Source organism: Pseudomonas sp. 2957 (assembly GCF_031456345.1).
GTDB lineage: Bacteria > Pseudomonadota > Gammaproteobacteria > Pseudomonadales > Pseudomonadaceae > Aquipseudomonas > Aquipseudomonas siliginis.
The window spans coordinates 713,159-728,556 of sequence record NZ_JAVDUL010000003.1; the positions used below are offsets into that span (position 1 = coordinate 713,159).

At 60.6% G+C, this 15,398-nt stretch carries 12 protein-coding genes; 4 read left to right on the forward strand and 8 right to left on the reverse strand.

Annotation, left to right across the window (positions count from 1 at the left end):
- Nucleotides 1–112: 112 nt before the first annotated feature.
- The gene (locus J2Y39_RS13650) at nucleotides 113–301 is read right to left on the reverse strand and encodes a hypothetical protein (protein WP_150638598.1); all 189 of its coding nucleotides are present in this window, start codon (nucleotides 299–301) and stop codon (nucleotides 113–115) included.
- Nucleotides 302–697: 396 nt separating this feature from the next.
- Between J2Y39_RS13650 and lon the strand changes: the two genes are divergently transcribed.
- The 4 genes from lon to cmoB all read left to right on the forward strand — a co-directional run bounded on the left by lon (nucleotide 698) and on the right by cmoB (nucleotide 5,613).
- Nucleotides 698–3,112, forward strand: a complete 2,415-nt coding sequence (gene lon / locus J2Y39_RS13655; RefSeq protein ID WP_310218192.1) for an endopeptidase La — start codon at nucleotides 698–700, stop codon at nucleotides 3,110–3,112.
- A gap of 216 nt (nucleotides 3,113–3,328) precedes the next feature.
- A complete protein-coding gene (locus J2Y39_RS13660) occupies nucleotides 3,329–3,721 on the forward strand; it encodes a protease inhibitor I42 family protein (RefSeq protein ID WP_056790115.1) in 393 nt (130 codons plus the stop codon).
- A gap of 195 nt (nucleotides 3,722–3,916) precedes the next feature.
- Nucleotides 3,917–4,660: a carboxy-S-adenosyl-L-methionine synthase CmoA gene (gene cmoA / locus J2Y39_RS13665; protein WP_016773355.1), complete on the forward strand. Its 744-nt coding sequence runs from the start codon at nucleotides 3,917–3,919 to the stop codon at nucleotides 4,658–4,660.
- A complete protein-coding gene (gene cmoB, locus J2Y39_RS13670; protein ID WP_310218196.1) occupies nucleotides 4,657–5,613 on the forward strand; it encodes a tRNA 5-methoxyuridine(34)/uridine 5-oxyacetic acid(34) synthase CmoB in 957 nt (318 codons plus the stop codon). Before cmoA ends, cmoB begins: the two co-directional genes overlap by 4 nt.
- Before the next feature lie 166 nt (nucleotides 5,614–5,779).
- On the opposite strand, the gene tadA is transcribed toward cmoB, so the two are convergent.
- The 7 genes from tadA to treP all read right to left on the reverse strand — a co-directional run bounded on the left by tadA (nucleotide 5,780) and on the right by treP (nucleotide 15,184).
- The gene (gene tadA / locus J2Y39_RS13675; protein WP_056790123.1) at nucleotides 5,780–6,280 is read right to left on the reverse strand and encodes a tRNA adenosine(34) deaminase TadA; all 501 of its coding nucleotides are present in this window, start codon (nucleotides 6,278–6,280) and stop codon (nucleotides 5,780–5,782) included.
- Nucleotides 6,280–7,656: a multicopper oxidase family protein gene (locus tag J2Y39_RS13680; RefSeq protein WP_252868226.1), complete on the reverse strand. Its 1,377-nt coding sequence runs from the start codon at nucleotides 7,654–7,656 to the stop codon at nucleotides 6,280–6,282. The genes tadA and J2Y39_RS13680 overlap by 1 nt, the downstream gene beginning before the upstream one ends.
- Nucleotides 7,657–7,773: 117 nt before the next feature.
- Complete coding sequence (locus J2Y39_RS13685) at nucleotides 7,774–8,064, reverse strand: PTS transporter subunit EIIB (RefSeq protein ID WP_310218200.1); 291 nt, start codon at nucleotides 8,062–8,064, stop codon at nucleotides 7,774–7,776.
- A gap of 2 nt (nucleotides 8,065–8,066) precedes the next feature.
- Nucleotides 8,067–10,595, reverse strand: a complete 2,529-nt coding sequence (ptsP, locus tag J2Y39_RS13690) for a phosphoenolpyruvate--protein phosphotransferase (protein ID WP_310218203.1) — start codon at nucleotides 10,593–10,595, stop codon at nucleotides 8,067–8,069.
- Nucleotides 10,596–10,645: 50 nt separating this feature from the next.
- Entirely contained in the window at nucleotides 10,646–11,869 is a 1,224-nt protein-coding gene (locus tag J2Y39_RS13695) for a carbohydrate porin (protein WP_310218205.1), read from the reverse strand.
- A gap of 107 nt (nucleotides 11,870–11,976) precedes the next feature.
- Nucleotides 11,977–13,623: an alpha,alpha-phosphotrehalase gene (gene treC / locus J2Y39_RS13700; RefSeq protein WP_310218208.1), complete on the reverse strand. Its 1,647-nt coding sequence runs from the start codon at nucleotides 13,621–13,623 to the stop codon at nucleotides 11,977–11,979.
- 118 nt (nucleotides 13,624–13,741) lie between these two features.
- Nucleotides 13,742–15,184: a PTS system trehalose-specific EIIBC component gene (treP, locus tag J2Y39_RS13705; protein WP_041479919.1), complete on the reverse strand. Its 1,443-nt coding sequence runs from the start codon at nucleotides 15,182–15,184 to the stop codon at nucleotides 13,742–13,744.
- Nucleotides 15,185–15,398 lie beyond the last annotated feature (214 nt).

Consider the following 15,398-nt stretch of genomic DNA (forward strand, 5'->3'; position numbering starts at 1 on the left):
TGTATGGCATCAATGAAGTCTGTCCACTTCGCCTTGGGCAATTCGGTGCTTTCAAGAAAAAATCAAAAGATCGCAACCTTCGAACGCTTGTCGTCAGCGTGACCCGACAGAATCAAAAGGCTTTTCCTCCATTTGCCATCCGTTGCAATCGATCGATGATCAGTTGCTCGGCATGCTTGCGGGTTTCCAGCAACAAACTTTTTTCCGTTTCGCTGTAGATCACCTGGAAACGCAAACCCGGCGTGTCGGAAGAATATTCGCGAATGATGAAATCCCTGTATTTCGTATCGGTATGACTCATGGTTCGATTCCTTGACGTTGGTAAATTCTCGAACACCTCTCTGTCGTTCGAGATTGAACCGCAATCTTCGGCCGATTGAGTCAGTTGTCTACTGTCAGAAATTACAGGGACTCAAGGCCAGTTCGAAATAAGCCGAACGGAATCCATCAAAACTCCATTTAATAGTTAAAGCTAACCAACACTCGCGTTTTTCGCTAGTTATGCACAGACATTGTTAGATTCCACTAGGCATCCGTGCCGACCTGAAGGATCTTGCCACCGGCCCAACGGCCGCCAAGGTTAACAAGGTCAAAAACTTTGCAAACCTGAACACACACGCAGAAACACACCCGCCCCATTGAAACCACCCCACCCCTGCCCCATCTAACACCCCATACCCCATTGCGCAGGTGCCCCATGACCGACCAGCAAGATCGCCCGGACAACCACGACGATTACGAAACCGACCACATCGAACACACCTCCTCCGGCACCGGCCTGGCGCTGCCCGGGCAAAACCTGCCGGACAAGGTCTACATCATTCCGATCCACAACCGTCCGTTCTTCCCGGCCCAGGTCCTGCCGGTCATTGTCAACGAAGAACCGTGGGCCGAAACCCTCGAACTGGTCAGCAAATCCGAACACCACTCCCTGGCCCTGTTCTTCATGGACACGCCCCAGGAAGACCCGCGCCACTTCGACACCGGCGCCCTCCCCGAATACGGCACGCTGGTCAAGGTGCACCACGCCAGCCGCGAAAACGGCAAACTGCAATTCGTCGCCCAGGGCCTGAGCCGCGTGCGCATCAAGACCTGGCTCAAGCACCATCGCCCGCCTTACCTGGTCGAAGTCGAATATCCGCACCAGCCGACCGAGCCGACCGACGAGGTCAAGGCCTACGGCATGGCGCTGATCAATGCGATCAAGGAATTGTTGCCGCTCAACCCGCTGTACAGCGAAGAGCTGAAGAACTACCTCAACCGCTTCAGCCCCAACGACCCGTCGCCGCTGACCGACTTCGCCGCCGCGCTGACCTCCGCCACCGGCCCCGAGCTGCAAGAAGTGCTCGACTGCGTGCCGATGCTCAAGCGCATGGAAAAAGTCCTGCCGATGCTGCGCAAGGAAGTCGAAGTCGCGCGCCTGCAGAAAGAAATTTCCGCCGAAGTCAACCGCAAGATCGGCGAGCATCAGCGTGAGTTCTTCCTCAAGGAGCAACTCAAGGTCATCCAGCAGGAACTCGGCCTGACCAAGGACGACCGCAGCGCCGACCTCGAACAGTTCCAGCAGCGCCTCGAAGGCAAAACCCTGCCGGCCCAGGTGCAGAAACGCCTCGAGGAAGAAACCCACAAACTGTCGATCCTCGAAACCGGCTCGCCGGAATACGCCGTCACGCGCAATTATCTGGACTGGGCAACATCGGTGCCGTGGGGCGTGTACGGCGAGGACAAACTCGACCTCAAGCACGCACGCAAAATCCTCGACAAGCACCATGCGGGTCTGGACGACATCAAGGATCGCATCCTCGAATTCCTCGCCGTCGGTGCGTACAAAGGCGAGATCAGCGGCTCGATCGTGCTGCTGGTCGGCCCACCGGGCGTGGGTAAAACCAGCGTCGGCAAATCCATCGCCGAATCCCTCGGGCGGCCGTTCTATCGCTTCAGCGTCGGCGGCATGCGCGATGAAGCCGAAATCAAGGGCCACCGCCGCACCTACATCGGCGCCCAACCGGGCAAACTGGTGCAGGCGTTGAAAGACGTCGAAGTGATGAACCCGGTGATCATGCTCGACGAAATCGACAAGATGGGCCAGAGCTACCAGGGCGACCCGGCCTCGGCGCTGCTGGAAACTCTCGACCCGGAGCAGAACGTCGAATTTCTCGACCACTACCTCGACCTGCGCATGGACTTGTCGAAAGTCCTGTTCGTCTGCACCGCCAATACCCTGGATTCAATTCCCGGCCCACTGCTGGACCGGATGGAAGTGATTCGCCTGTCCGGCTACATCACCGAAGAAAAAGTCGCCATCGCCAAGCGTCACCTGTGGCCGAAACTGCTGGAAAAGGCCGGCGTATCGAAAGGCAGCCTGAGCATCAGCGACAGCGTGCTCAAAGCACTGATCGATGGCTATGCCCGCGAAGCCGGCGTGCGGCAGCTGGAAAAGCAGATGGGCAAACTGGTGCGCAAAGCGGTGATGAAGCTGATCGACGATCCGAAAGCGGTGATCAAACTCGGGCCGAAAGACCTCGAAGCCTCGCTGGGCCATCCGGTGTTCCGCAACGAACAAGTGCTGTCTGGCACCGGCGTGATTACCGGTCTGGCCTGGACCAGCATGGGCGGCGCGACATTGCCGATCGAAGCCACGCGGATTCATACGCTTAACCGGGGCTTCAAGCTCACCGGGCAACTGGGCGATGTGATGAAAGAGTCGGCGGAGATCGCCTACAGCTACGTCAGTTCGCACCTCAAGCAATTTGGTGGTGATGCGAAGTTCTTCGACGAAGCCTTCGTCCACCTGCACGTACCGGAAGGCGCAACACCGAAGGACGGCCCGAGCGCCGGCGTGACCATGGCCAGCGCCCTGCTCTCGCTTGCACGCAATCAACCGCCGAAAAAAGGCGTGGCGATGACCGGCGAACTGACCCTGACCGGGCATGTATTGCCGATCGGCGGCGTGCGCGAGAAGGTAATCGCAGCGCGCCGGCAGAAGATTTTCGAATTGATTCTGCCGGAACCGAACCGGGGTAACTTTGAGGAACTGCCGGATTATCTGAAGGAAGGGATTACCGTGCACTTTGCCAAGCGGTTTGCGGACGTGGCGAAGGTGCTCTTCTGACAATCATCTAGTGCCTGATGTACCGCTATCGCTGGCAAGCCAGCTCCCACAATGTTCAATGTGCCCACAAATCTTGTGGTCAACCGAGAAACCTGTGGGTGCTGGCTTGCCAGCGATGGCTTCAGTGCTGCCAACACGGAACTCCCTGACCGTCACACTTTGTCCCATCTTCAGTTATGCTCGCCGTTCGTCGTAACCGCCGGAGCTGCTGACCTCATGTCCCCCATTCGCCTGTTTCTCCCCCTCGCCCTTTCCTTGCTGGCGGCCTGCGCCACGCAACCGAAACACAACGTGACTGTGGAAAAACAAAGCGAATGTCCCGTGCGGCTCAACGTCGGGCAAAACCTGATCATCAGCCTGCCAAGCAACCCGACCACCGGCTACCGCTGGGCGATTCAGGATTCAGCTGGCGGCGTGTTGCGCGCCCTCAGCCCCGAGGTTTACAGCAATCCGGAAGATGCCGGCGTGGTTGGCGCAGCGGGGGTTTCGACCTGGCGCTTCCAGGCCTTCGCAGCAGGCACCGGGCGTTTGCGCCTGACCTCGCAACAACCGTGGGCTCCGGAAGTGCTGCCTGTTGAGACCTTCGACTGCGCCATTTCGGTGAACTGACTGCAGCTTCTTCGCGAGCAGGCTCGCTCCGACAGATCACCGCGCCCCCCCTGTGGGAGCGAGCCTGCTCGCGAAAGCCATATCCCAGACGGCGAGAATTACACCCGGTTCGGTGCTTTATCAGACAACCCAAGCATCCCCGCGCCACTTTGGCTAAAATGCCGGCCTTTTCCACCGACACCGCCGGACGCCGCCGTGAGCAAAGAACCCGATCGCCTATTCGCCCAGCCTTTGGCCCAGGTGCCTGACTTCGCCTTCAATGAAGACGTGGTGCGGGTGTTCCCGGACATGATCAAGCGCTCGGTGCCGGGTTACCCGACCATCGTCGAAAACCTCGGCGTGCTCGCGGCGCAGTTCGCCCAGCCGAACAGCGTGCTCTACGACCTCGGCTCGTCGCTCGGCGCAGTGACTCAAGCCCTGCGCCGCCATGTGCGCACCGACGGTTGCCGGGTCATCGCTGTGGATAACTCGGCGGCGATGGTCGAGCGTTGCCGCGAGTATCTCAATGGTCAGGATTCGATGTTTCAGGAACTGCTGCCGGTCGAAGTCATCGAGGGCGATATCCTCGCGCTGGAGTTTCAACCCGCGTCGGTGGTGGCGCTGAACTTCACCCTGCAATTCATCGCCCCGGACCAGCGCACCGCGTTGCTCTCGCGGATTCGCCAATCGTTGTTGCCCGGCGGCGCGCTGATTCTCTCGGAAAAGCTGCGCTTCAACGATGCCGAAGAACACGCCCTTCTCACCGACCTGCACGTGGCGTTCAAACGCGCCAACGGCTACAGCGAACTGGAAATCGCCCAGAAGCGCAGCGCCATCGAAAACGTCATGAAGCCCGACAGCCTCGAAGAACACCGCGAACGCCTGCTGGCCGCCGGGTTCTCGAAAGTCGTGCCGTGGTTCCAGTGTCTTAACTTTGCCTCGTTGATTGCCTTGCCATGATTGACCTGTCCCCCCTCGCCCGCCGTCTGGCCGGTACTCCGCTGGCCGAATGGGCCAACACGCTGCAAGCGCAACTCGACAAGAAAATGGACAAAGGCCACGGCGATCTGGAGCGCTGGCAAAGTGCGCTGGACGCCTTGCCGAAGATCCAGCCAAGCGAAGTCGACCTGCTCAACGGCCTGAAACTCGACACCGATTGCGACGACGACACTCGCGCGCAGATGCGCACCGCGCTGATGGGTCTGTCGCCGTGGCGCAAAGGGCCGTTCGATCTGTTCGGTGTGCATGTGGACACCGAATGGCGCTCGGACTGGAAGTGGTCGCGGGTCTCCCCGCACCTCGACCTGAAGGGCAAACGCATCCTTGATGTCGGTTGCGGCAACGGCTACTACATGTGGCGCATGCTCGGCGCCGGCGCCGACAGCGTCATCGGTGTCGACCCGAACTGGTTGTTCTTCTGCCAGTTCCAGGCGGTGCAGCGTTACTTGTCCGAGCCGAATGCCTGGCACCTGCCGTTCCCGTTTGAAGACCTGCCGCAAAATCTGGAAGGCTTCGACACGGTGTTTTCCATGGGCGTGTTCTACCACCGTCGCTCGCCGATCGAGCATTTGCTGGCGCTGAAGGATTGCCTGGTCAAGGGCGGCGAACTGGTGCTGGAAACCCTCGTGGTCGAAGGCGACAAGCATCAGGTGCTGGTGCCGGAAGATCGCTACGCGCAGATGCGCAACGTGTGGTTTCTGCCGTCGGTGCCGGCGCTGGAATTGTGGCTGCGGCGCGCCGGGTTCACCGATATTCGTTGTGTGGATGTCAGTACCACGACGGTGGAAGAACAACGCGGGACCGAGTGGATGAAGTATCAGTCGCTGAGTGATTTTCTGGATCCCGAGGACCACAGCAAAACCATTGAAGGGCTGCCGGCGCCGATGCGGGCAGTTATCGTCGCCAGGAAGTAAGCGTATTTTCCCATGACCGCGGTGGGCCTACCCCTCACCCCAGCCCTCTCCCATGGGAGAGGGAGCTAATTGTTGAGCTTTTCAAAACTTGAGTCCGACTCGGTATTTCAGGTCGGCGGATTTGGTCCATCCAACTCGGTCGGTCCCCTCTCCCTCTGGGAGAGGGTTAGGGTGAGGGGTTTTTAGTGCGTCTGGCGCGGAAAAACTCGGTCAGCACCGCACCACATTCTTCAGCCAACACCCCGCCCTCATACAACACCCGGTGATTCAAAAAGCCCTGGGTAAAAAACTGTCCCTGACTCTGCACAATCCCGGCCTTGGGTTCCAGCGCGCCGTACACCACCCGCGCCACCCGCGAATGCACGATCAGCCCGGCGCACATGCTGCAAGGCTCCAGCGTCACATACAGCGTGCTGCCCGGCAGGCGATAGTTATCCACTGCCTGCGCGGCGGCGCGGATCGCGACCATTTCGGCGTGGGCACTCGGGTCGCTGGTGCTGATCGGGCAATTGAAGCCGCGACCGATGATCACGCCATCCTGCACCAGCACCGCGCCCACCGGCACCTCACCGAGGGCGGCGCCCTGTGCGGCGAGGGTCAGGGCTTCGCGCATGAAGTCGCGGTCGCGGCTGCGGTCGATGATCGCCGCCGGGCGGATCTGGCGCATCACTTCACCTCGATCGCGGCCATCAGGCCGGTTTCCATGTGGTCGATGACATGGCAGTGGAACATCCACACCCCCGGGTTATCCGCCACCAGCGCCACTTGCGCACGCTCGTTCTTGCCCAGCAGATAGGTGTCGGTGAAATACGGCACGACTTTGTGCCGGTTCGACGCGATCACCTTGAAGCTCATGCCGTGCAGGTGGATCGGGTGCTGGTACTGGGTCATGTTCTTCAATTCGAAAATATAGCTCTGGCCCAGTTTCAGGCTGGCAATCGGTCGGTCAGCACAGGTCTTGTCGGTGATGTCCCAGGCCTTGCCGTTGATCTGCCACAGGCTCGGCGGCTTGCCGTTTTCGGTGTTCACCGAGACCGAGCCGACCCATTCGAAATTGAAGTTGAGTTTCTCGGCATTGGCCAGATCCGGCTCGGCCACCGGGTTGGCCGGCAGGGCCTTCGGCCAGTCCGTCGGCGCGTCGGTGTTGGCGACCGAACGTAGCGTGCCAAGGCGCACCGGGCCGTTGCGCAGCGACAACTCTTCACCGGCCGCCGGCGCCTTGATCGCCAGGCAAATGCGCATGCCGGGGCCGAGCCAGTATTCCTTGCCCAACGGGCGCGGCTCGACCGGGTTGCCATCCAGCGCGTAGATCTTCGCGTCGACACCGGGAATGTTGATGCGATAGGTCAGGGTGTTGTCGAGGTTAAGCAGACGTACCCGAGTGACCTGCCCGGCCGGCAGATCAATCACCGGCAGCGGCACACCATTGATCGTCGACAAGCGCCCGGCGGTACCGCCACGGGCCGCTTCGCGGGGGATGCTGAATTCGACGAACTGACCTTGCTCGTCGACATGCCAGTTCTTCAGGCTCAGGGTTTTCTCGTACTTGAAACCGGTCGGCTCGCGTTCCTCGATGATCAGCGGCCCGACCAGCCCGCGTCCGAGTTCTTCGCTGCTGCTGACATGCGGGTGATACCAGTAGCTGCCGGCGTCCGGCACACGGAATTTGTAGTCGAAGTATTCGCCCGGCAGCACCGGCAGTTGCGACACGTAAGGCACGCCGTCCATTTCCAGCGGCAGGCGGATACCGTGCCAGTGAATGGTAGTCGCCACCGGCAAGTGATTGATGAAACGCACCCGCAGCCATTCACCCTGACGCACACGCAACTCGGTGCCCGGCGCCGACGGGCCGAACGCCCAGGCTTCGGTCTTGTGGCCCGGCACCAGCTCGACATCGAGCGGCGCGGCGATCAGTTCATAGTCGTGGCCGGCCTCGGCGTCGGCCATCTTGCCCAGCCAGTAACGCGACGCGCCTCCCGCGCCCACGCCAACGACAACAAGACCGGCCAGGCCACCGAGGATTTGGCGACGGGTAAAGGACATGAACTCAACTACCTCACGTATCAGCGACAGACCCCGAGGGATCCGCAAAAGGCGAATACGATACACCCGCAGTTGAGAAACAGTAAGGGCGACCTGCGGCCGCACGTCTTGTCGGCCTTATACGCGCAGCCCGGTAATCAGGTACAGCACGCCGCCCTCAAGCGGCATGACGCCCGCCACACCGGCCAGACTCAACGCCTGACGGTCGACACAGGCCGCGTCGTGCAGCGCCACGCGCACCCGAGTCAGCGCCACCGGTTGCTGCGACTTGAGGTTATCCACACCGCCCAGCGCCGCAACAATCTCGGCGCTCAGGCCGGCAATCGGTTCGGCGACGGCTTTCACCTCATCCGGGACTAGATCCGGCGTCAGCGCTTTCCAGAATGCCTGCTGCAATTTGTCGAACATGTTCAATTCTCCATAACCGGCGAGGCATCGACTTTCGCCCCATGAAACTGCTGCAAGGCTGCGCGCACGTCGGCGGCGCTTTCCAGGTTCGAAACCTGTTCGGCGATGATTCGACAGTCGGCCAGATCCACTTCGCGGACCGCCGACTTGATCGCCGGAATCAACGGCACGCTCACCGACAGCTCATCCACTCCCAGCCCCAGCAGCAGCGGCACGGCAAGGCGTTCAGACGCCATCGCACCGCAGACGCCGACCCATTTGCCGTGGGCATGCGCAGCCTTCACCGTCATGGCAATCAGGCGCAGCACCGAAGGGTGAAAGCTGTCCGCCTGACTGGCCAGACGCGGATGATCGCGGTCCATGGCCAGGGTGTATTGGGTGAGGTCGTTGGTACCGATGGAGAAAAAATCCACGTGCGGCGCCAGCACATCGGCCATCAGCGCAGCGGCAGGCACTTCGATCATGATTCCCAGCTTTGGCAGGTGCGCCAGGCCCAGCACCCGCGCTTCTTGCTCGAGAATCTGCCGCGCCAGACGCAGTTCGGCCAAATTCGTGACCATCGGCAACATGATGTGCAGACGCGTCAGTTCACAGCAGGCGAGGATTGCACGGAACTGCTCGCGCAACAGTTGCGGTCGCTCAAGGCACAGGCGAATGCCGCGCAAACCAAGGAAAGGATTGGTTTCGCTGTCCATCGGCACATAAGCCAGCGGTTTGTCGCCACCGACATCGAGGGTGCGCACCACCAGATTGTGTGCCGGCCCGATGGTGCGCGCGATGGCGCTGTAAGTGGCCACCTGTTCGTCATGGCTCGGCGCCTGCTGACGGCCCAGGTAGAGAAATTCCGAACGCAACAGCCCCACGCCATTCGCGCCCAGCTCCATGGCCTGGGCGGTTTCTTGCTGCGAGGCAACGTTGGCGGTGACTTCGATGTGCTGACCGTCACGGGTGCAGGCCGCCTCGCTGGCCTGCGCCAGTTCCTGCTGATGACGCTGGCGCTGGCGCTCATGCCGCGTGCGCAATTGATCAATGGACTCGGCGTCCGGGTGCAACTGCAATTCGCCTTTGTCGGCATCGAGCAGCACCCGCGTGCCGTTGCCGAGCCCGAGCATTTGCGCCGGCATGCCGCAGATCGCCGGTAAACCGCAGGCTCGCGCGAGGATCGCGACATGGCTGGTGGCGCCACCGCCGACGGTGGCAAACCCGAGCACTTTGCGCGTATCGAGCCCGGCGGTCTGGGACGGGGTCAACTGATCGGCGATCAGAATGGTGTCGTCCGGCAACTCCAGCGCTTGCTCGTGAACACCGAGGATCAGCTTCAGCACGCGCTGGCCGACATCATCCAGATCCGCCGCGCGCTCGGCCAGCAAGGCATTGCCCAGCGAGCGAAACATCGCCGCCGTTGCGTCGGTGCTGGTCTTCCAGGCAAACGCCGCGCTGTTGCCCGCGTCGATCAGCGCCCGGGCCTGATCCAGCAGGCTCGGGTCGGCGAGCAGTTCCTGATGCGCCTTGAAGATCTCCGCCTGCGCCTGGCCGCTGGCGGTGTCGCGCAGATGTTGCAGGGCCATGTCGGCTTCGATCAGGGCTTGGCTCAACGCCTCCAGTTCAACTGGCGGCTCGGCGCCGAACTCGTTGACAATGAGCGACGCTTCGACGATCTGCATGATTTGTCCCAACGCCGAACCGGGCGAGGCGCAGACACCGCGCAGGATGTTCGGCATTTCTGCTGCGTCGGCTTCGACCGGTGCGGGCGCTGTCACCGCTTCGCCGCAGCCTTCGCTCAGCAAGCGTGTCAGCGCATCGACGGCGGCTACGGCATCTTCGCCTTCGGCGCTGACCTGCACACTGTCGCCATGAGCCGTTTGCAACGCCATGATCGCCACCAGGGATTTGCCGTTGGCTTGAGCTTGCAGCTTGTGCAGATGGATGGTCGCTGAAAATGCTTTGGCCGCTTGGGCGAATACTGCTGCCGGGCGCGCGTGCAGGCCATTGGGATTGGGCAGATGGATCGGCTGCGAGAACACCGCGTCGCCCGGCACCGGCGCAGGATGTTCGCCGGCGGCTGCGCCGACCACGACGTCCAGCACTGGCTGGCCCACCTCGACCAACCCGGTTGAGCCAACGAGTGAATCGAACGGCTCACCGCTGACCACCAGCATCAAGGTCAACAAACTGCGCGCGTGCAGGGCAATGTAGTCAGCATCGAAGTCGATCAGCGCCTGCCCCGCTTCGACCCGCTGCCCCGCTTCAACGCGGCGGGTGAATCCTTCGCCGGCGAGATTCACCGTGTCCAGGCCGATATGCATCAACACCTGAACACCCGCATCACTGGTGATGGTGAGCGCATGCCCGCTGGCCTGCACGTCGCTGACCACACCTGCAAGCGGTGCGCAGAGCGTTGACGAAGTCGGGTCGATGCACAAACCGTCGCCGATGATCCGCCCGGCAAACACCGGGTCGGGCACCTGGTCCAGCGCCATCAGCACGCCGGATAAAGGAGCCAGCAGCTGCAATTGTTGGGGTGTGGCCATGACATCACCTGAGCGTGTATTGATTGAATGAGCGGTCGCAGCCGCTTTGCTTATTTCCACCAGTATTCAACCTGCAGCCCGACATTGGCCCCGTGCCGTGCGTTGCCGAAGACGCCGGTGTCGGACAGCGCCGAACCTTTGGCCAACAGGTTGGCGGCACGCTTGGCTGCCTGGTTCCAGCTGGCATAGGTGTAATACAGACGCACCTCGGGCCGCGCCCAGAATTCCGGGCCTTTCGGTGACCAGGTCGGTGCAAAGGTGAACTTGCTCAGCTTGCGCGTGCCGTCTGCCGCCTCGACCTGATCGTGCCCCAGTTCGGTCACCAGTTTGAACTGCTCGCTCAGCGCATAGGCCGGGCGCACACCGAGTGACAGCCAGTTCTGATCGGCGCCGCCCTGACGAATATCTTTCTGATACACCGCCTGGAATTGTCCGCCAAAACGTGGCGTCAGTTGCCAGTCGAAGAACTCGACGATCCGATAACTCTTGTTGCGGTCATCAAGCCTGACGTTACCGGTATAGCCCAATCCGGTGCCCGGCCCTTCGCCGTATTGCAGCGCCAGTTTGTTCTTGCCGCCGAGAAAGTCCTGCTGCACGTGCTGAGTGGTAATCGCCCAGCCACGGTGGGCGTCGCGGCTGTCGGGCTTGTCGATGTAGCTGAGGCCGAACTCCAGTTCTCCGCCGCGGTTGCTGTTGAAACCGCCGACGTTGAAGTCGTGGCGGTTGATGTAATCCTTTTGGTAAAGGTTGTCCTTGCGCGAAAAGGCGTAGCTGTATTTCAGGCCACCGAGCAACACGTCTTCAATGCCTGCACCGGTGGCGCTCTGGTTCCAGTAATAGAAATCGGAAATATGGATGTCGTTACGTTTGTAGTAGCGCCGACCGGCCCACAGCGAGCCGCCGTTGAGCGCGGGCATCGCCGACCATTGCGCGTAAGCCTGCGGCAAACGAATCGAGCCGTTGTCTTCCTTGAACGTCAGGCTGCGGTCGTAACGGTTGTACAGCGATGCCATGCCGTCGACGCTCAGCACCGAGCCGTCGTCGAGGGTGTACAGATCCTGGCGCAGCTCGAGCTCACCGTACTGCTCGCACTCGTTACCGAGGCGATATTTGGTCTGCGCGCCGGGCAACTGGAAACACGACTGGCTGCTGCTGTTGACCGAAGTACCGACACCGCTGCGCAGATAGCCGCCGAACTCCAGCGCCTGTGAGGACGCGGGCATTGCCAGACAAATCCCCGCGACTGCCAGGCTGTAATTTATGGTTGCTCTCATATATGCCACCCGTTGTTTTTATTGTGTGGTTGCAGGAATTCAGCGCGCACAAATCCCCCGCGCAGCGTTCTGCGTGTTTTTTCAAAGGTTGTTATTCAGTTAAAAAATCAGGGGTCGGTCAGGTGCAGCACGAAGGATTCGTAAGGTCCCAACTGCAGCAAACTCGTGCGTTGCGGGCAGTCCGGGTAGTTGCTGATCAGCAGGCGCTGCTCCTGGGCTTCGTCGATCAGCGCCGGTAGCTCGACCTCACAGGCAGTGCCATAGAAATTGTTCACCACTAACAAGCGTTCTCCCGTCCCCTCGCGCAGGTACGCCCAGACCTGTGGATGCTCCGGCAGTAGTTGGCGATAGACGCCGTCGGAGATCAACGCTTCAGTGCGGCGCAAAGCGATCAGGCGCCGATAGTGATGCAGCACCGATTCCGGGTCGTGCAGTTGATGCGCGACGTTGATCTGTGCGGCATTGGCCGGCACACCGATCCATGGTTCGCTGCGAGTGAAGCCGGCGTTGTGCCCGGCGTGCCAGTGCATCGGCGTGCGCCCGTTATCGCGGGACTTCTGCATGATCGCCGCCATGTTGTCGAGGTCGCTTGCCCCGGCTTCACGCTTGAGGCGAAAGATATTCAGGGTCTCGACGTCACGGTATTGCTCGATGCTCTCGAACCCCGGATTGGTCATGCCCAGTTCTTCGCCCTGATAGACGAAAGGCGTGCCCTGCAGAAAGTGCAGCGCGGTACCAAGCATCTTCGCCGACAGCTCGCGGTATTCGCCGTCATTGCCGAACCGCGAGACCACGCGTGGCTGATCGTGGTTACACCAGAACAGCGCATTCCAGCCGCCACCCGCCTGCATGCCGGTCTGCCAGTCGGAGAGAATCTGCTTGAGCTGGAGGAAATCGAAATCGGCGCGCACCCATTTCTGCAGATTCGGGTAATCGACCTTCAGGTGATGAAAGTTGAAGGTCATCGACAGTTCTTTCGACTGCGGATTGGAGTAACGAATGCAGTGTTCCAGACGTGTCGAAGACATCTCGCCGACGTTGATCAGCTCATGCCCTTCGAAGACTTCGCGGTGCATCTGCTGCAAGTAGGTGTGCACGTTCGGCCCGTCGGTGTAGAAGCGCCGACCATCGCTGTCGTCTTCGGGAAAGTCCGCCGGTTTGGAGATCAGGTTGATCACGTCCAGACGAAAACCACCCACACCCTTGTCGCGCCAGAAGCGCATCATCTTGAACACTTCGTCGCGGACCTTGGGGTTGTCCCAATTGAGATCCGCCTGGGTGTGGTCGAACAGGTGCAGATAATACTGGCCGGTCTGCGCTTCGTACTCCCAGGCCGAGCCGCCGAATTTGGATTCCCAGTTGTTCGGCTGGTCGCGCCAGATATAGAAGTCGCGGTAAGGGTTGTCGAGGCTGCTGCGCGCCTGCTGGAACCACACATGCTCGATCGAGGTGTGGTTGACCACGATGTCGAGCATCAACTTGATCCCGCGTTTGCCCGCTTCGGCGATCAGCAGTTCACAGTCGGCCATGCTGCCGTAGCTCGGATCGACCGCGTAGTAGTCGCTGATGTCGTAGCCGTTGTCGCGCTGCGGCGAGCGCAGGAACGGCGTGATCCACAGGTAATCGACCCCCAGCCATTGCAGGTAATCGAGCTTGGCGACGATGCCGAGCAGATCGCCGGTGGCGTTGCCGGCATGGCTGTGAAAGCTCTTCGGGTAGATCTGGTAGATCACCGAACGTTGCCAGTCTTGCATGGCGGATTTCCCTCTTGAATTTTACGATCTCTGTAGGAGCTGCCGGAGGCTGCGATCTTTCGATTTTGAAAGGCAAGATCAAAAGATCGCAGCCTCCGGCAGCTCCTACAGTTCAATTTCAGGCAACCCGGTAACCCGGGCGGACGATCTTCATGCTCAGCACGCAGGTAAGGGCAAACGGCACGAGCATGGCAATCAGCATCCCGATGACGAACATCGGGATGAACTGCGGAATGATCGAGATGAAACCGGGCAGGCCACCGACGCCGATGGCCGAGGCCTGGATCTTGTTCAGCGAGAGGAACATGCAGCCCAGCGCCGAACCGGCCAGCGCGGCGTAAAACGGAAACTTGTAGCGCAGGTTGACACCGAACATCGCCGGCTCGGTGATGCCGAAATACGCAGAAATCGCCGAGGTCGAGGCCATGCTCTTGTCCCGCGCATTGCGCGTCATCCAGAACACCGCCAGGGCCGCACTGCCCTGCGCCAAATTGGACATGACGATCATCGGCCAGATGAAGGTGCCGCCCTGGCTCGAGATCAATTGCAGATCCACGGCGAGGAACATGTGGTGCATGCCGGTGATTACCAGCGGCGCATACAGCAAACCGAAAATCAGACCGCCCACCAACGGCGCCAGATCGAACAGCATCACCAGCCCTTCGGTGATGTAGATGCCGATATGCCGGGTCACCGGGCCAATGATCGCCAGCGCCAGCACACCAGTGACAACGATGGTGGTGATCGGCACCACAAGCAATTGCACGGCGTTGGGCACTCGCGCGCGCAGCCATTTTTCGATGACGCTCATCACGTACGCCGCCAGCAGGATCGGCAAGATCTGCCCCTGGTAGCCGACCTTTTCCACCTGGAACAGGCCGAGGATGTCGAAGTACGGCAGTTGCTGCCCGTCCAGCCCGGCCACGGCCTTGCCGTAATTCCAGGCATTGAGCAGGTCCGGGTGTACCAGCATCAGACCGAGGACAATGCCGAGGATTTCGCTGCCGCCGAAACGCTTGGCCGCCGACCAGCCGACCAGCGCCGGCAGGAACACGAACGAGGTGTTGGCCATCAGATTGATCAGGCTCCACAACCCGTCGAGGTTGGGATAGGCATCCAGCAGGGTCTGGCCCTCGATGAACATGCCCTTGGCGCCAAGCAGGTTGTTGATGCCCATCAACAGGCCGGCAATGATCAGCGCCGGCAGGATCGGCATGAACACATCGGAAAACACCCGCACCAGCCGCTGCATGGCGTTTATCTTCTCGGCGCTTTTCTGTTTAACGTCGGCGATGGTCGACGCCGCCAGGCCCGTCTGCTGGCGCAGTTCGGCATAAACCTTTTCAACATCACCCGGGCCGATGACCACTTGATACAAGCCGCCGGTGAAGAACGAACCCTTGACCAGATCGACGCCATTGAGCGCGGCCACATTCACCAGCGCGGGGTTCTTCAGCGCCAGGCGCAAACGCGTCACGCAATGCGCCGCCTGCTCGATGTTGTCGCGGCCACCGAGGCTTTCCAGCAGCTCCTTGGCGATGTTCGGGTAGTCATGGCTCATGCTTGTTCTTCCGTCGTGGATTGTTGTTATTGGCAGCACGCCGAGAGGAAAAATACTCGTCTGTACGAGTTAATGCAACAACTCGTCTGTACGAGTTTGCGTCCGTGGATGAACATCAGAAAAATGCGGATTCTTCCTACTCTGACCTAAGATGTTTTCCTTCGTCCGCATGGACAAACCCCTACCCTGCCCTTAAGGTTCGGGGTTTTGAGCA

Excerpts from the sequence above, each read along its gene's own strand:
- J2Y39_RS13650 (WP_150638598.1), bottom strand. The coding sequence starts at position 301 with ATGAGTCATACCGATACGAAATACAGGGATTTCATCATTCGCGAATAT.
- lon (WP_310218192.1), top strand. The coding sequence starts at position 698 with ATGACCGACCAGCAAGATCGCCCGGACAACCACGACGATTACGAAACC.
- J2Y39_RS13660 (WP_056790115.1), top strand. The coding sequence starts at position 3,329 with ATGTCCCCCATTCGCCTGTTTCTCCCCCTCGCCCTTTCCTTGCTGGCG.
- cmoB (WP_310218196.1), top strand. The coding sequence starts at position 4,657 with ATGATTGACCTGTCCCCCCTCGCCCGCCGTCTGGCCGGTACTCCGCTG.
- tadA (WP_056790123.1), bottom strand. The coding sequence starts at position 6,280 with ATGCGCCAGATCCGCCCGGCGGCGATCATCGACCGCAGCCGCGACCGC.
- J2Y39_RS13680 (WP_252868226.1), bottom strand. The coding sequence starts at position 7,656 with ATGTCCTTTACCCGTCGCCAAATCCTCGGTGGCCTGGCCGGTCTTGTT.
- J2Y39_RS13685 (WP_310218200.1), bottom strand. The coding sequence starts at position 8,064 with ATGTTCGACAAATTGCAGCAGGCATTCTGGAAAGCGCTGACGCCGGAT.
- ptsP (WP_310218203.1), bottom strand. The coding sequence starts at position 10,595 with ATGGCCACACCCCAACAATTGCAGCTGCTGGCTCCTTTATCCGGCGTG.
- J2Y39_RS13695 (WP_310218205.1), bottom strand. The coding sequence starts at position 11,869 with ATGAGAGCAACCATAAATTACAGCCTGGCAGTCGCGGGGATTTGTCTG.
- treC (WP_310218208.1), bottom strand. The coding sequence starts at position 13,623 with ATGCAAGACTGGCAACGTTCGGTGATCTACCAGATCTACCCGAAGAGC.
- treP (WP_041479919.1), bottom strand. The coding sequence starts at position 15,184 with ATGAGCCATGACTACCCGAACATCGCCAAGGAGCTGCTGGAAAGCCTC.